The organism is Streptomyces sp. NPDC047525, from assembly GCF_040643025.1.
GTDB classification, from domain to species: Bacteria; Actinomycetota; Actinomycetes; order Streptomycetales; family Streptomycetaceae; genus Streptomyces; species Streptomyces durmitorensis.
The window spans coordinates 554,239-569,324 of sequence record NZ_JBEYTL010000001.1 but is presented as its reverse complement, the minus strand read 5'-3'; the positions used below and the strand labels follow the sequence as shown (position 1 = coordinate 569,324).

Sequence of the window (15,086 nt, the reverse complement as noted above, 5' to 3'; positions counted from 1 at the left end):
ACAAGGACACTCAGGTCGCGGAGTCCGGGGACCGTGCGTACGACGGCCTGCAGCCCCGCGAAACCGCGTCGACCCCGGTGAATCTCTCCGTTGACGGGGCACGGTGCTCGGGGGCGTCGGTGGAGCACGCAGCACCGGATCGCATCTCGGCGCAGGCGGTGGTGCGAGGAAGCATAGTGGAACCGGCCTGGGCTTCGTTGACGGGTTCGTGATTCGGGAAGCCTTCCGGCCGCGGCCTCCACGGCGGCGCTCATGCCGGGTGCGGAGGCGATGGCAGGCCGGGTGCGTCGAGGGGGAGGTGCGCGCGGACCGCGAATCCCGAGCCGTCGCTGCTCGGTTCGGCGGCGAGCGTCCCGCCCACGCTGCGGGCGCGTTCGTGCATTCCTATGAGACCGAACCCGCCGGTCGAGCCAGCCGTGCCGGTCGTGCCGGCCGCGCCCGTGGCCGTACTCACCTTGCTGCCCGGTCCGCCACTGTTGAGGACGGCGACTCTCAACGCGTCGCCGTTCTCGGTGTGTTCGACCGTCACCCACACATGGACGCCGTCGCCGGCATGCCGGACCGCGTTGGTCAGGGCCTCCTGAACGATGCGGTACGTGGCGGCTCCCACGGCCGCGGGCACCGGCTTCGCCGCCGTGCGATCCGCCTGCCGAGCCGACGCGTTCCGTACGTCGAGCACGTCGAGCACGTCGAGCACGTCGAGTACGACGTGGGCGCCGGTCGCCCGCGCCGTCCGCACCAGGTCGGCAAGACCCGCGATGTGGGGCACTCGCGGTCGGCCGTGGGCGTCCGTGGTGGCGGTGGCGGTGGCCGTCCGGGGAGTGCCGTCCGCAGGGTCGGGAGAGCCGGAGTCGGTGTCGCTCGTCCGCAGCGTCACGAGGGTCGTCCGGAGTTCACCGCGCGCGCTCCGGCAGGTCTCGGCGATGCCCTCCAACGCCTCGGCGACAGACACGCGGTCGAGCCCGTCGGGATCCTCGACGAGGAGGTGTGCCGCCACCGATGTCTGCACACCGATCAGCGTGATGCTCTGCGCCAGCAGGTCGTGCAGGTCGCGCGCGACACGCAGACGCTCCTCGGCCACACGCCGGGCGGCCTCCTCTTCGCGGGTGCGTTCGGCGTGCTCGGCACGGTCGATGAGGGCGTCCACGTATCGGCGGTGGATCCGCAGGGCCTCGCCGATCAGCGCGACGGCGACCAGCCAGCCCGCGTCGCGCAGCATGTCGGGCACGGTGTGCGCCTGCCCCAGCGCGAGCGCGGCGGCCGTCATCAGAGCCAAGGCGCCGCCGAGAGTGAGCAGGGTCCGGCTCGGCGGACCGGCGACGGCGAGGTGGTACAGCACGACGATGCCCACCGGGAGCGCCGCGGAGTGCGTGTAATCGAGCAGGTGGTACGGGGCGTTGAGCACGAGGACGGCGATGGCCGCGGTCAACACCGCGCGCCTGCGCAGGAGCAGGGCCAGCGGCATGGCGGTCAGCAGGACCCAGCCCCACATGTCCGGCGTACGGCCGTTCTGGGCGGCGGGCACCACGGCCAGAACGGTCTGCACCAGCAGCATCGAGGCGACCACCGCGACATCCCGCGCGGCGGCATGGCGCACGGCCGTCCGTCGCGGAAGGAGCGAGTGCGCGATGGCCTTGGTGATCGGATCCTCGACGGTGGTCACGGCACACCATCCTGGATGACGTCCCCGTTCCCCGAAGCGGCTCCGCCGAGATTCGCCCCCTTCTGGCATGAGACGTCAGATGTCTGATGCCTTGGTAGCGTGTGAACGCAGCTCGGCAATCGAAAGGGGTCAAGAGGTGGGGAGTTCACCCATGTCCGGCGCGAAGCCCGGTCGGCAGTTGCTCCGGCAGGAGGTCGTCGAGGGCATCAAGCGCTACATCCTCGATGAGCGGCTGCGTCCCGGGGACCCGCTGCCCACCGAGCCCGCCCTGTGCGAGGCGTTGGGTGCGAGCCGCTCCAGCGTGCGGGAGGCCGTCAAGATCCTCAACGCTCTGGACATCGTCGAGGTCCGCCACGGCCACGGCACCTACGTCGGCAGGCTGAGCCTGTCGGCCCTGGTCGAGAGCCTGACCTTTCGCGGTCTTCTTTCGCCGGGCGACGACTTCCAGGTCCTCGCCGACCTCGTCGACGTACGCGAACTCGTCGAGCGCGGGATGGCCGACCGGATCGTCACGCAGCTCGGCCCCGATCAACTCGACTCGCTGGAAAGCCTCGTGGCCGCCATGCGGGAACAGGGCGCGGGGGAGGGGGAGGGGCGCGGCTTCGTGGAGGCGGACCGGGCGTTTCACGCGCTGCTCGTTCAACCGCTCGGCAATGAACTCGTCGAGCAGCTCTCGATGGCCTTCTGGGACGTGTTCGCGATCGTCGCGCCGCATCTGGACGGGTTCACGCACGCCGACGAGGCCGAGACCGTCGCCGCGCATCAGAGCATCGTCGACGCCGCGCGGGCCGGTGACGTCCCCGCCTTCATGAAGTCGCTGGGCGAGCACTACGCGCCGGTGCGGCGCAGGATCTCCGAGGCCCGCGCCCGGGACGCCGCGCAGGCCTGACCTGGCTGCACGACCTACCGGTGGCCCTGTCGGGGCCCGGTCACTCCGTAGGCGGGGCCGCGGGCGGTTGCAGGCGGGTGCGGATGCCGTCGAAGTGGGTCCGCATGGCGCGCACCGCGCGGTCGCCGTCCCCCGCCGCGACCGCGTCGACGATCTCGCGGTGCTGCGCGCAGGTGACGACGGGGTCCTGATGGCCGTCGTCGAGGTCTTCGCGCACGCGGTCCATGGCCGCCCAGAACGCGTCGAGCACCTCGCTGAGCAGATGGCTGTCCAGCGAGGCGTAGAGCGCGAGATGGAAGGCGCGGTCGGTGGAGCGCGCCACCCGGCCGTCGCCCGCCTCGGTCTCCATCTCGCCCACGAGGGCGCGCAGCACGGCCAGGTCCTCGGCGGGGATCCCCGCGGCGACCGCGCCGACCAGGCCCGCCTCCAGCGCCTCCCGCACCTTCATCAGCTCGAAGAGACCCGGCTCGCCCAGGCGGTGACGGACGGCGGCCCGGAAGGCGAGGCCTTCGGCGAACGGCGACAGCGAGAGCGAGCCGACGAAGGTGCCGGAGCCCCGGCGGATCTCGACGACGTTGACGGCCCGGAGCGCCTTGAGCGCCTCACGCACCGTCACCCGGCCGACCCCGAAGAGCTCCGTCAGCTCGGCCTCCGTGGGAAGCGCGTCACCGGGGGCCAGCCTGCGCTCCAGGATCAGCTCCTTCAGTTGGCGCTCGGTGTCCTGGGCCGTGGTCGGGCGAGCCACAACATCCTCCTGAGGTGCGATTGCCCCTTGACCGGTGGCGGGAGCATCTGTTTAAGGTACGGCAAGACGTAGGACATCTTACGTCCCATGTCCCGGCCCGGCTGCAAGCGTCACCGTCTCGGACGGCGGGCCGATGTACCCCCCCTGAGCTGGAGCCCTCACCATGTCTCTGTCCGCACCCCTGCGCGGCGTCGTCCCGCCGGTCTGCACCCCGCTCGACTCCCACGGAGAGGTCGACACCGCGTCCCTCGCCCGGCTCGTCGACCACCTCGTCGACGGAGGAGTGCACGGCCTCTTCGCCCTCGGCTCCACCAGCGAGGTCGCCTACCTCACCGACGAGCAGCGGGCCACCGTCCTGGAGACCGTGGTCAACGCCGCCGACGGCCGGGTCCCGGTCCTCGCCGGAGTGATCGACACGACGACCGCACGCGTCGTCGAGCACGCCAGGGCCGCCGCCGCACTGGGGGCGGAGGCCCTCGTCGCGACCGCGCCCTTCTACACCCGCACCCACGAGAAGGAGATCGCCGCGCACTTCCGCCGCCTGCGCGCGAGCGTGGACCTCCCGCTGTTCGCGTACGACATCCCGGTCGCCGTCCACAGCAAGCTCGCCCCGGGCCTGGTGCGTGCCCTGGCCGAGGACGGCACGCTGGCCGGGCTCAAGGACAGCAGCGGCGACGAGGGCGGACTGCGCCGCCTGATCGTCGAACTGGGCGGCCGCGACGGCCGCACCCAGGGCCCGGCCCCGCAGTTCAGCGTGCTCACGGGGTCCGAACTGACCGTGGACGCGGCCCTGTTGGCCGGAGTCGACGGCGTCGTCCCGGGCATCGGCAACGTGGACCCGGCCGGATACGTGCGGCTCTACGAGGCCGCGCGGGCCGGGGACTGGGTGCTCGCCGCGAAGGAGCAGGAGCAGCTCGTCGACCTGTTCGCCATGGTCGACGTGGGTCCGGAGGCGGACATGGGCCGCAGCTCCTCCGCGCTCGGCTCGTTCAAGGCGGCGCTCCAGCTGCTCGGCATCATCGAGTGCGGGGACACCGCCTTCCCGCAGATCCAGCTGTCCGCCGAGTCGGTCGCGCTGGTGGCACGGCGACTGCGCGCCGCCGGTCTGCCGCCGGTCCGATGAGCTCCGGCTCCCTGCCGGGCGACGACGGCGCCGCGCTCATAGGCCTCGACCTCGGCGGCACGAAGATCGCTGCCGCGCTCGTCGGCGCGGACGGCACCGTGCTTGCCCGGCACACCCGGCCCACCCCGGCCGGCAGCGGCGCCGAAGCCGTGCTCGACGCGCTGGCCGTCGCTGCCGCCGAGGTCGACCCGGGCCGCGGCGCGGCGGCGCTCGGCATCGCCGCCGCCGGGGTCATCGATCCCCGCACCGGCCGGGTCACCAGCGCCACCGACTCCATCACCGGCTGGGCGGGCACGGCCCTCGCCGCCGGGCTCGCCGAACGGACCGGGCTGCCGGTGGCCTGCGACAACGACGTACGGGCCACGGCCGGTCCGGAGCTCGCGGCACTGGACGGGGAACACGGTTCGCTGCTGTTCGCCGCGATCGGTACCGGCGTCGGGGGCGCCGTAGCCGTCGACGGGCGGATGCTGCACGGCGCCGCGGGCATCGCGGGCCACCTCGGTCATGTGCCGAGCCCACTGGCGGCCGGGCTGCCCTGCACCTGCGGCGCCACCGGACACCTGGAGGTCATCGCATCCGGGCCCGCAATCACCGCCCACTACCAGCGGCTCACCGGCACCGCGGTGGACCGCCTGGAGACCGTCGCCGGGCGGGCCGCGCAGGGCGACGCGGACGCCGTCCGCGCGATCACCACCGGTGCGGCCGCCGTCGGACAGGCGCTCGGCGGGCTCGCCAACGCCCTTGGCCCCGACCGGGTCGTCGTCGGCGGCGGGGTCCCCCGGATCGGCGCCCTGTACACGGACGCCCTGGCTGCCGCCTTCGCCGCCGAACTGATGCCGCCGCTGCGTGGCCTCGTCCCGCGGGCTCCCCTGTTCGGTCACGACGCGGCGGTGCTCGGCGCCGCCGCCCTATCCGCCACCCTGCCCCTCCACCACCCTGGAGCCCTTCGATGAGCACGCACCAGACATGGGCCGCGTCCGATCTCGCCGCCGAGCTCCAAGGCGGCCTGATCGTCTCCTGCCAGGCACCGCCCGGTGATCCGATGCGGGACACCGGCACCCTCGTACGGCTCGCGCGGTCGGCGGCGGCCGGTGGCGGCGCCGCGATCCGTGCCAACGAGCCGGAGGTCGTCGCGGCCGTGGTCGCGGCCCTCGACCTGCCGGTCATCGGCCTGTGGAAGGACGGCGACACCGGCGTCTACATCACCCCGACCGTCCGGCACGCCCTGGCGATCGCGGAAGCGGGCGCGGCCGTCGTCGCCGCCGATGCCACCGACCGGCCGCGCGCCGACGGCTCCACCTTCGCCGAGCTCGTCACCGCGGTCCACGCGGCCGACGCGCTGGTGATGGCAGACGTCGCCACGCTCGCCGAGGGCGTCGCCGCGGCCGCGCAGGGCGCCGACTTCGTCTCCACCACGCTGTCCGGCTACGTCCCCGGAACACCGCGGCAGACCGGCCCCGACCTCACGCTGGTCGAAGACCTCGCCGTCGCGATCGACGTCCCGGTCGTCGCCGAAGGCCGCATCAACACCCCCGAAGACGCCGCCGCGGCCCTCGCCCGAGGCGCCCACTGCGTCGTCGTCGGCACCGCCATCACCGCACCCACGGCCCTGACCGCCCGCTTCGTCGCGGGCCTCGCCCAGCACTGACCTGTCACAGCACTGACCTGTCCCCTCAGGCGACCGGCTGCTCAACGACGAGCGTCGCCCCGCATCATGGAGTCACCGTGCAGACCACATCACCCGCCAAGCCCCGCTGGTACCGCGAAGTCAGCCGTACCCAGTGGAAGTCGTTCTTCGCCGCCTGGATCGGATACGTCCTCGACGGCTTCGACTTCGTCCTGATCACGCTGGTCCTCACCGAGATCAGCGACGAGTTCGGCCTCAGCACCGTGCAGGCGGCCAGCCTGATCTCCGGCGCCTTCATCACCCGCTGGCTCGGCGGCGCGGTCCTCGGCGCCCTCGGCGACCGGTACGGCCGCAAGGCCTCCATGGTGCTGAGCATCCTGCTCTACTCCCTGGGCACGTTCGCCTGCGGATTCGCCTGGAACTACCACAGCCTCTTCGCCGCGAGGCTCGCCATCGGCATGGGCATGGCCGGGGAGTACAGCGCAAGCGCCACGTACGTGATGGAGAGCTGGCCCGCGAAGCTGCGCAGCCGGGCGAGCGGCTTCCTCATCTCCGGTTTCTCGGTCGGCTCGGTGCTCGCCGCGCAGGTCTACAACTGGGTGGTGCCCTCGCTCGGCTGGCGGTGGATGTTCTACCTCGGCCTGATCCCGATCGCCGTCGCGCTGTGGATGCGGCGCGCGCTGCCGGAAGCGGCGGAGTGGACCGAGTCGGTCGCCGAGAAGGGCGCCAAGCCCAACCCGTTCCGTCCGCTGTTCGCCACCCGTGGCCGGGCGACCGCCAACACGGCCCTGACCGTGGTCGCCACCCTCTCCCTCTTCCTGGTCTTCACGCCGGGCGGTGCCGGTCTGGTGCCCGTGCTCTCCGTGGTCGCGGGGCTCTCGCTGGCCGCCTTCGCCGTCCAGCTCGGCGGGAAGCGCGGCTGGGCGCTGTACCTGTCGATGATCGTCACGCTGTTCTTCGCGTTCCTCTACTCCTGGCCCATCCAGGCGCTGCTGCCCACGTATCTGAAGACCGACCTCGGCTACAGCCCGGACCAGGTCACCGATGTCCTCTACTTCGCGGGCTTCGGGACCATGGTGGGCTGCTGGGCGGCGGGTTTCCTCGGCGACCGGATCGGCGCGAAGAAGGCTTACGCGCTGACGCTGCTCGGCTCGCTCGCCTTCGTCTACCCCGTGTTCGCGGTGCACGACAACCTGCTCCTGCTCGGCGTCCTGCTGTTCCTGCTCCAGGCCACCAGCTTCGGCATCTCGGGTCTGCTCCCGCGCTACATCGGCGGCCACTTCCCCACGGAGAGCCGGGGCGCGGCGCTCGGCTTCACGTACAACGTGGGCGCCCTCGGCGGTGCGGTCGCACCGGTCCTCGGGGCGCACCTCGCCTCCGGCATGGACTTGGGGCAGGCCCTTGCCGTGCTGACGTTCGGGGGCACGGTGATCGTGGTGCTCCTCGTGGGCTTCGACGTACCGGCCCGCCTGAACCGGCTCACGGATCCGGACGCGGAGAGGGACCACCTGGCAGAGGTGTCCCGGCCGTCGGGGCGGACAGGGCCGTCGCAGGAGCCAGTCCCGGCGGCCGGGGACACCGCCCGCACCTGACAGGAGTCAGATCACGCGGAAGAGGCCGGCGGGGCGTGGACGTCGGTGAGCATCACGATGTCGCCGCGCGTGCGGGCGGCGTCGTCGAACGGGGAACGGCAGGCGGCTCAGCGCCTTCGCCCGAGCAAGACAACTCGGCGACGGGAAGCCCCATGGCGCGGGCCATGCGTCCGGCCGACTCCGGGAGGCGGGTGGTCCGGCGCGCGATTACGTTGAGCGTGACCGGTCACTCATCCGGTGGCGCCCTGCGGCCTTCGTCTCGTCTCAAAGGACTCATAGGACTTATGGGGCGGGAGGGCGCGCGCCGCCGTGCCGGTCCACCGCTGTGGTGTCCGGCGTGCCGTCCCTCTCAGAAGGAGCAGCCATGGGCGATCCCGCGGTGGACCCCTCCTCACCCGCCGAACCACCCTCCGATGCCGAACTGCAGGCGATCGCGCGGTACTGGAGGGCGGCCAATTACCTCTCGGTGGGGCAGATCTATCTGATGGACAACGCCCTGCTCCGGCGCCCCCTGGCGGTCGAGGACATCAAGCCGCGACTCCTCGGCCACTTCGGGACCTCGCCCGGTCTCAACCTGGTGCACGTGCACCTCAACCGGGCCATCAAGGCGCGGGAGCTGCCGACCGTCTGCATCTGGGGCCCCGGGCACGGCGGGCCCGCGGTGCTCGCCAACTCCTGGCTGGACGGCACGTACACCGAGACCTATCCCGACGTCACCCGCGACGGGGAGGGCATGGCCAGGCTGTTCCGCCAGTTCTCGTTCCCCGGGGGAGTGCCCAGCCATGTCGCCCCCGAGACGCCGGGATCCATCCACGAGGGCGGCGAGCTCGGCTACTCCCTCTCGCACGCCTACGGCGCCGCGTTCGACAACCCGGACCTGCTGTCGGTGTGCGTCATCGGCGACGGAGAGTCCGAGACCGGACCGCTTGCCGCCTCCTGGCACTCGAACACCTTCCTGGACCCGGTGCACGACGGCGCGGTGCTGCCCATCCTGCACCTGAACGGCTACAAGATCGCCAACCCGACGATCCCGGCCCGGCTGCCCGAGGCCCAGCTCGACGACCTGATGCGCGGATACGGATACGAGCCCGTGCACGTCACCGGCGACGACCCCATGACGGTCCACCGGGACTTCGCGGTCGCCCTGGACCGCTGCCTGGACCGCATCGCCGCGATACAGCGCACGGCCAGGGCCGAATCGGACGCCGAGCGCCCGAAGGACGCCCCCGCGCCGCGCTGGCCCATGATCGTGCTCCGCACCCCCAAGGGCTGGACCGGACCCAAGACGGTGGACGGCAAGCCGGTGGAGGGCACCTGGCGCGCTCACCAGGTGCCGCTCGCCAATGTCCGGGAGAGCGCCGAGCACCGCCACCAGCTGGAGGAATGGCTGCGTTCCTACCGGCCGGAGGAACTGTTCGACGCCGAGGGCCGCCCGGCCCCCGGGCTCGTCGACGTCGCCCCGCGGGGCACGCTGCGCCTCGGTGCCAACCCGCACGCCAACGGAGGGCTCCTCCTGCGCTCGCTGCCGCTGAAGCCGCTGGAGGAGTTCGCGGTCGAGGTGGACAAGCCCGGCGCCACCCTGAACGAGCCGACGCGGGTCCTCGGCGGCTACCTGCGGCAGGTCATGGCCGACACCGCCGAACGGCGCGACTTCCGGCTCGTCGGCCCGGACGAGACGGCGTCCAACCGGCTCGACGCGGTCTACGGGGCGTCCGGAAAGGCCTGGCAGGAGGAGATCCACGACGTGGACGAGAACCTCTCCCGGCACGGACGCGTGATGGAGATCCTCTCCGAGCACACCTGCCAGGGATGGCTGGAGGGCTATCTGCTGACGGGGCGCCACGGTCTCTTCTCCTGCTACGAGGCGTTCGTGCACATCGTCGACTCGATGGTCAACCAGCACATCAAGTGGCTGCGCACCACCCGCGAGTTGCCCTGGCGGGCGCCGATCGCCTCACTGAACTACCTGCTGACCTCCCATGTGTGGCGGCAGGACCACAACGGCTTCTCGCACCAGGACCCCGGATTCATCGGACACGTACTCAACAAGAGCCCTGAGGCGGTACGCGTCTATCTGCCGCCGGACACCAACACGCTGCTGTCCACCGCCGAGCACTGCCTTGCCTCACGCGACTACGTCAATGTGATCGTCGCCGGCAAGCAGCCAGGCTTCGACTGGCTGAGCCTGGACGAGGCACGGGCGCACTGCGCGCGGGGCGCCGGGGTGTGGACCTGGGCCGGCAGCGAGACCACCGAGCGCGAGCCGGACGTCGTGCTCGCCTGCGCCGGGGACGTGCCCACCCTGGAGGTGCTTGCGGCGGCGAGCCTGCTGCGCGGCCACCTGCCGGACCTTGCGGTGCGCGTGGTCAATGTCGTGGACATCGCACGCCTGATGCCGGAGGGCGAGCATCCGCACGGCATGCCGGATGCCGAGTTCGACGCGCTGTTCACGCGTGACAAGCCGGTGATCTTCGGATTCCACGGCTACCCCTGGCTGGTGCACCGCCTCGCGTACCGGCGCGCGGTCCATCCGCACCTGCACGTGCGCGGGTACAAGGAGCGCGGCACGACCACCACGCCCTTCGACATGGTGGTCGCCAACGACCTGGACCGCTTCCGCCTGGTGATGGACGTCATCGACCGCGTGCCGGGCCTGAGCGTCCGCGCGGTCCAGGTGCGCCAGCAGATGGAGGACATGCGGCTGCGCCACCACGCCTATGTGCGTGAGCACGGCGTCGACCTGCCGGAAGTGCGGGACTGGTCCTGGCAGGGCTGATCACCCGGAGAGGTCGAGAGCGAGAACGAGGGTGAGAGCGAGGGCCGGCGGCTTTCCCGGCCAGACGAGTGGGCCCGTGTGGGCCGAGCGAGGGACGCGCGGCGTGTTGCCGGTAGGGACACGCCGTGGGGCGGGAGGGCTGTTGGTAGGGGCGCGGTCGACGCCGGCAGAACGTTCCGGGGCACGAGAGCTTCGGGGGGCCGTGTCCGTACTGGAGGTGCATCCATGCGTTCCATCCGAGTCCTGACCGGTCTGGCCGTCGCGGGCGCCGCGCTGGCGATCACCGCCCCCAACGCGCAGGCCGTGTCGCCGAATTGCCAGAAGGCACTGGACGACGCGGAGATCACGCAGAAGAACGCCGACACGGTGAAGGCCGACCCGTCCGCCACTCCGGAGGAGAAGAAGGCCGCCGAGGACGAGGCGAACATGGCCGCGTCCACGGCGCAGCGGTTCTGCGACTCCACGGACGCGGCCGTCAGGGGCGGCGTGCACGCCGGTTCGGGTGGCTCCCAGGGCAGCAGCAACCCGGTCGAGCTGGCTGCCGGGGCCGCGGTGCTCGCCGTCGGCGCGGGCGCGGTGTACCTGCACCGCCGCAAGACCGGCGGACAGAGCTGACCTCCCGTCTCCCTCAACAGCCGACTGCAGTGGCTTCCGCCGGAATGGCGCCGCACGCATTTAGGGTCAAAACGTGCACATGATGCCTCGCGTCATCCCCGTGGTCATGGCCCTGGTGCTCGTCGTCGGCGTGGCCGTCGATGCGGGTGCGCACGCGCGCATTCCTGACGCCCCGGTCTCCCACGCCGCCTCCGCGCCCCGCCTCGATGCGCGGGTCACCGCAGTGCCGAAGGCCAAGATCGGCTCCACCTACCACCGCGGGTGCCCCGTCCCGCCGCGGCGGCTCCGGCTCATCCGCATGAACCACTGGGGCTTCGACGGCCGGGTCCATCCCGGTGAACTGATCGTCCATCGGCGTTCGGTGAAGCCTCTGCTGTACGTCTTCCGGAAGGCCTTCGCGGCGAAGTTCCCGATTCGCCGGATGCGGGTGACGGCCGAGTTCGACGGCAGCGACGCGGCGGCGATGGCGGCCGACAACACCTCCGCCTTCAACTGCCGCCGGGTGACCGGGAACCCGGGCCGGATGTCGCAGCACTCGTACGGCAACGCGATCGACATCAACACGGTCGAGAACCCGTATGTCGATGCCAATGGCCATGTCCATCCGGAGTCGGCGGCGAAGTACCTGCGGCGCGACCGCGTGGTCAAGGGCATGATCCGCCCCGGCGACGTGGTGTCGACCGCCATGCGGAGGATCGGCTGGAAGTGGGGCGGCCGCTGGGTGAACCCCGACTACCAGCACTTCTCGGCCAACGGGAGGTAGCGCGGGCCCGTATTCTTCACTGGTTGCTCAGGGGAGGGGCTGTTCATGGGGCGTGGCAGGGTCAGGGGCAGGGCAGGCAGGCGAAGAGCCGCGCGAGCGGCGACGGCTTTCGTCGTGGTCGGTCTGATGGGTGGTTGCTCGTCGCGCGACTCCGCCCAGGACGAGGAATGGCGACACAACTACTGCTCCGCGCTCGGTAGTTGGCAGGACACCAGGAACGCGTCGGCAGCCGACGACAGCGGTGTCGACGCGGATGACGGACAGAGCGCCCAGCCGTCCGAGCCCGGCATCGCCGGGTATACGGTCATCGCCGCCGCGAAGCGGCTGGACCGGGAGGGGCTCGACCGCGGTGGCAGTCACATCCTTGACGACACCGCACGGGCGATCAGCGGCGACAGGACCGCCGAGGGGCAGGCCGTGTCGTACTGCGACGACTCCGGCTTCGAGACCCTGATGAACGCGGGCTAGAGCTGCCGTCAGATCCATGTCGTCGCGAGCCGGACGGTCACGGACGCGGTGAGCAGGAGCGTGATGTTGAGGGCGATCCGACGGTCTCCACGGCTCAGGTGGACCCTGGTCGCGCAGATCTGAAGGATCACGAACCCGATGGCCGCGGCCAGGGCGAGCCAGGGGGCGATGCCGGTCAGCGGCGGCAGGATCAGGCCGATCGCGCCGAGTACTTCGGCGAGGCCGATGGCCCTCACGGCGGGCATCGGGGTGCTGTCCACCCAGGCCATCATGGGGCGGAGTTGCTCGCGGCTCCGGGCCAGCTTCATCCCGCCCGCGTAGAGGTAGAACAGGCAGAGCAGGCCGGCGACGATCCAATAGGCGATGTTCATGATTCCGTCCACGGTCGAGGTGCGGGCCTTCAGGCGAAGTCGGTGGCGGGTTCGGTGGCGTAGCGGCTCATCACCTGGGCGGTTGCCTCAGGGGTCAAGGCCTGGCCGCCGGCGATCATGGCCTGCAGGTCACGGAAGTACTGCACGTACAGGTCCGGTGTGAACGTGCTGACCATGACGGCCGGTTGACCGGTCGTGTTGGCGAAGGTGTGCGGCGCGCCGGGCGGGACCATCACGAGCGTGCCCGCGGTCGCGTCGTAGTCCTGCTCGCCGACCGTGAACCGCACCGTGCCGGAGACGACGTAGAAGCCCTCGTCGTGCTGGGCGTGACGGTGCTGCGGCGGTCCGGGCGTGTGCGGCGCGAGGACCGATTCGGCGAGCCCGATGCGGTGCCCGGTGTTGCTGCCGTCCTCCAGTACGCGCAGTCGCGTGGTGCCGAGGACGATCGTCTCGCCCTCGCCAGGACCGACCACCGACACGGCGGGGGCGGTGAGCGGCTCGGTGTTTCTCGGTTCGTCGGTCATGCCCCGATTCCACCGCCAGGGCACCGCGACCGTCCAAGACCTGTTCTGCCACCCCGATACCGAACGGGTATCGTCGCAGCATGGAGCTACGCACGCTGCGCTATTTCGTGGCGGTCGCCGAGGAACTCCACTTCGGCCGGGCCGCCGCCCGGCTGCACATGAGCCAGCCGCCGCTGAGCCGGGCCATCAAGCAGTTGGAGACCGAGGTCGGCGCCGCGCTGTTCGACCGGTCGGCCGCAGGGGTCACGCTCACCGCGGTGGGGGCCGTGCTGCTCGACGAGGCGCGCTCCCTGCTCGACCAGGCCGACCGGGTACGCGTACGCGTGGCCGCCGCGGCAGGTGCCGCGAGCATCACTGTCGGCATCCTGGGGGACAGCACCGATCCGGGCGCGGCGCGGCTGGCCGGCGCCTACCGCCGGAGGCACCCGCAGATCGAGGTGCGCATCCGCGAGACCGACCTGACCGATCCGACGTGCGGGCTGCATGCCGGTCTTGTCGATGTCGCCCTGACCCGGGGGCCGTTCGACGAGACCGGCCTGACGGTCCACGAGCTGCGCGCCGACCCGGTGGGTGCGCTGCTGCGTGCCGACGATCCGCTGGCCCGCCACGAAAGCCTGAAGATCGCGGACCTGGCCGACCGCCGCTGGTTCGTCTTCCCGGAGGGCACCGATCCCCTCTGGCAGTCGTACTGGAACGGCGGAGAGCCACGCGAGGGCCCGGTGGTGCGCGCCGTCGCGGAGTGCCGGCAAGCCGTCGTCTGGAACGGCACCGTCGGAATGACTCTCCTGGACCACGAGCCGGGGGACGGACTCACCGTGGTGCCGTTGGCCGACATGCCCGCGAGCCGCGTGGTGGCGGCATGGAACGAGGGCGACACCAACCCACTGCTCCGGTCGTTCGTCCGGATCGCGATCGCCGCCTACGGAGGCTGAGCGCGCCGGGCGCGCCGACCGTGACCGCTGAATATGCCGTGCCATGCCGAGGGTGAAGGTGCAGACTCCCTCCATGGCAGACATGCGGGCGTTCCGGGACGCGGTCAGTGGCTGGGCGGCCGGCGGGCCCGGCGGCCCTGCGCGCGATCTGGCCGAGCGAGTGGGCGTGCGGACCGCCGTGCTGCTGGAAGGGCCGAGTGACCGCGAGGCAGTCGAGGCGCTGGCCGCACGGCGTGGCCGGGACCTGGCCGCCGAGGGGGTGTGCGTCGTGTCGATGGGCGGGGCGATGAGCATCGGACGCTACGCCGAGATCCTCGGGCCGCCCGGCCTCGACCTGCGTCTTGCAGGCCTGTGCGACGTGGCCGAACAGCGCTTCTACGACCGGGGTCTGGAGCGGGCAGGGGCGCCGCGCGGGGACTTCTTCGTGTGCGTGTCGGACCTGGAGGACGAACTCATCCGCGCGCTGGGCACGGCGAGGGTCGAGGACGCCATCCGGGCCGAGGGCGACCTGCGGGCCTGGCAGACCTTCATGCGCCAGCCCGCCCAGCACGGCAGGCCCCGGCAGCAGCAGTTGCGGCGCTTCCTCGGCACGAAGAAGGGCCGCAAGATCCGCTACGGCCGCCTCCTCGTCGAGGCCCTCCACCCCGATCTGACACCGGCCCCGCTGGACGACCTCCTCACGAGCCTGTGAGGGCCTGGCCTTTCAGGAGGCAGGGGGCAGGGGGTAGGCGGCAGGAGTTCAGAAGGGCATGCGGCCCCGCGTGCGCCGACCGGCCGAGCCGCTGCGGCCCACGGCCTTGGAACTGCTGCGGAAAGGCTTGCTGAAGATCCGGCCGAGGATGCCGGGGGCCTTGCCACCGGCGCGCGATCCGGCCCCCAGGGTGCGCTGAGTGCCGCGTTCGGGGTGCCGCGAGAGGCGGGGCACGAAGAAGGCGAGGACGGCCAGTACGACGCAGACAGCGACGATGCCGACAATGATCATGAGGTGCTCCCTGGGT

The 15,086-nt window shown here is 71.6% G+C and carries 16 protein-coding genes; 11 read left to right on the top strand and 5 right to left on the bottom strand.

All coding sequences use genetic code 11. The features are described 5' to 3' along the window. Positions 1 to 250: 250 nt before the first annotated feature. Complete coding sequence (locus ABZ833_RS02715) at positions 251 to 1,663, bottom strand: histidine kinase (RefSeq protein WP_361040073.1); 1,413 nt, start codon at positions 1,661 to 1,663, stop codon at positions 251 to 253. Positions 1,664 to 1,814: 151 nt separating this feature from the next. On the opposite strand from ABZ833_RS02715, the gene ABZ833_RS02710 reads away from it, so the two are divergent. Then, the gene (locus tag ABZ833_RS02710; RefSeq protein ID WP_361040071.1) at positions 1,815 to 2,552 is read left to right on the top strand and encodes an FCD domain-containing protein; all 738 of its coding nucleotides are present in this window, start codon (positions 1,815 to 1,817) and stop codon (positions 2,550 to 2,552) included. 40 nt (positions 2,553 to 2,592) lie between these two features. Here the strand turns inward: ABZ833_RS02710 and ABZ833_RS02705 are convergent, their stop codons facing one another. Next, on the bottom strand, positions 2,593 to 3,297 hold the full coding sequence (locus ABZ833_RS02705; protein WP_361040069.1) for a FadR/GntR family transcriptional regulator: 705 nt from the start codon (positions 3,295 to 3,297) through the stop codon (positions 2,593 to 2,595). Between the two features lie 163 nt (positions 3,298 to 3,460). Here ABZ833_RS02705 and ABZ833_RS02700 point away from each other — a divergent pair, with 163 nt between their 5' ends. From ABZ833_RS02700 to ABZ833_RS02665, 8 genes are all read left to right on the top strand, one after another. Then, positions 3,461 to 4,420 carry a dihydrodipicolinate synthase family protein gene (locus ABZ833_RS02700; RefSeq protein WP_361040067.1) on the top strand — a complete coding sequence of 320 codons (960 nt, stop codon included), beginning with the start codon at positions 3,461 to 3,463 and terminating at the stop codon, positions 4,418 to 4,420. Beyond that, positions 4,417 to 5,373, top strand: coding sequence for an ROK family protein (locus ABZ833_RS02695; protein ID WP_361040065.1), 957 nt, complete (start codon positions 4,417 to 4,419; stop codon positions 5,371 to 5,373). Before ABZ833_RS02700 ends, ABZ833_RS02695 begins: the two co-directional genes overlap by 4 nt. Further along, positions 5,370 to 6,068 (top strand): putative N-acetylmannosamine-6-phosphate 2-epimerase, encoded by a 699-nt coding sequence (locus tag ABZ833_RS02690; RefSeq protein ID WP_361040063.1) that lies wholly within the window; start codon positions 5,370 to 5,372, stop codon positions 6,066 to 6,068. The genes ABZ833_RS02695 and ABZ833_RS02690 overlap by 4 nt, the downstream gene beginning before the upstream one ends. A gap of 77 nt (positions 6,069 to 6,145) precedes the next feature. Then, positions 6,146 to 7,639 (top strand): sialate:H+ symport family MFS transporter, encoded by a 1,494-nt coding sequence (locus tag ABZ833_RS02685; protein ID WP_361040060.1) that lies wholly within the window; start codon positions 6,146 to 6,148, stop codon positions 7,637 to 7,639. A 364-nt stretch (positions 7,640 to 8,003) separates the two neighbouring features. Further along, positions 8,004 to 10,415, top strand: coding sequence for a phosphoketolase family protein (locus tag ABZ833_RS02680; protein WP_361040057.1), 2,412 nt, complete (start codon positions 8,004 to 8,006; stop codon positions 10,413 to 10,415). 225 nt (positions 10,416 to 10,640) lie between these two features. Next, a complete protein-coding gene (locus ABZ833_RS02675; protein WP_361040055.1) occupies positions 10,641 to 11,030 on the top strand; it encodes a hypothetical protein in 390 nt (129 codons plus the stop codon). A 79-nt stretch (positions 11,031 to 11,109) separates the two neighbouring features. Then, positions 11,110 to 11,793, top strand: coding sequence for a M15 family metallopeptidase (locus ABZ833_RS02670; RefSeq protein ID WP_361041303.1), 684 nt, complete (start codon positions 11,110 to 11,112; stop codon positions 11,791 to 11,793). 45 nt (positions 11,794 to 11,838) lie between these two features. Then, positions 11,839 to 12,261, top strand: a complete 423-nt coding sequence (locus ABZ833_RS02665) for a hypothetical protein (protein WP_361040053.1) — start codon at positions 11,839 to 11,841, stop codon at positions 12,259 to 12,261. Positions 12,262 to 12,269: 8 nt separating this feature from the next. Here the strand turns inward: ABZ833_RS02665 and ABZ833_RS02660 are convergent, their stop codons facing one another. Together ABZ833_RS02660 and ABZ833_RS02655 are read right to left on the bottom strand one after the other, a co-directional pair. After that, positions 12,270 to 12,632 (bottom strand): DoxX family protein, encoded by a 363-nt coding sequence (locus ABZ833_RS02660; RefSeq protein WP_361040051.1) that lies wholly within the window; start codon positions 12,630 to 12,632, stop codon positions 12,270 to 12,272. A 29-nt stretch (positions 12,633 to 12,661) separates the two neighbouring features. Then, positions 12,662 to 13,156: a cupin domain-containing protein gene (locus ABZ833_RS02655; RefSeq protein WP_361040049.1), complete on the bottom strand. Its 495-nt coding sequence runs from the start codon at positions 13,154 to 13,156 to the stop codon at positions 12,662 to 12,664. Positions 13,157 to 13,236: 80 nt separating this feature from the next. On the opposite strand from ABZ833_RS02655, the gene ABZ833_RS02650 reads away from it, so the two are divergent. Beyond that, positions 13,237 to 14,088, top strand: a complete 852-nt coding sequence (locus ABZ833_RS02650) for a LysR family transcriptional regulator (protein ID WP_361040047.1) — start codon at positions 13,237 to 13,239, stop codon at positions 14,086 to 14,088. A gap of 73 nt (positions 14,089 to 14,161) precedes the next feature. Continuing rightward, positions 14,162 to 14,779 carry a TOPRIM nucleotidyl transferase/hydrolase domain-containing protein gene (locus tag ABZ833_RS02645; RefSeq protein ID WP_361040044.1) on the top strand — a complete coding sequence of 206 codons (618 nt, stop codon included), beginning with the start codon at positions 14,162 to 14,164 and terminating at the stop codon, positions 14,777 to 14,779. Between the two features lie 48 nt (positions 14,780 to 14,827). On the opposite strand, the gene ABZ833_RS02640 is transcribed toward ABZ833_RS02645, so the two are convergent. Further along, positions 14,828 to 15,070, bottom strand: coding sequence for a DUF6411 family protein (locus tag ABZ833_RS02640; protein ID WP_361040041.1), 243 nt, complete (start codon positions 15,068 to 15,070; stop codon positions 14,828 to 14,830). Between the last annotated feature and the right edge of the window lie 16 nt (positions 15,071 to 15,086).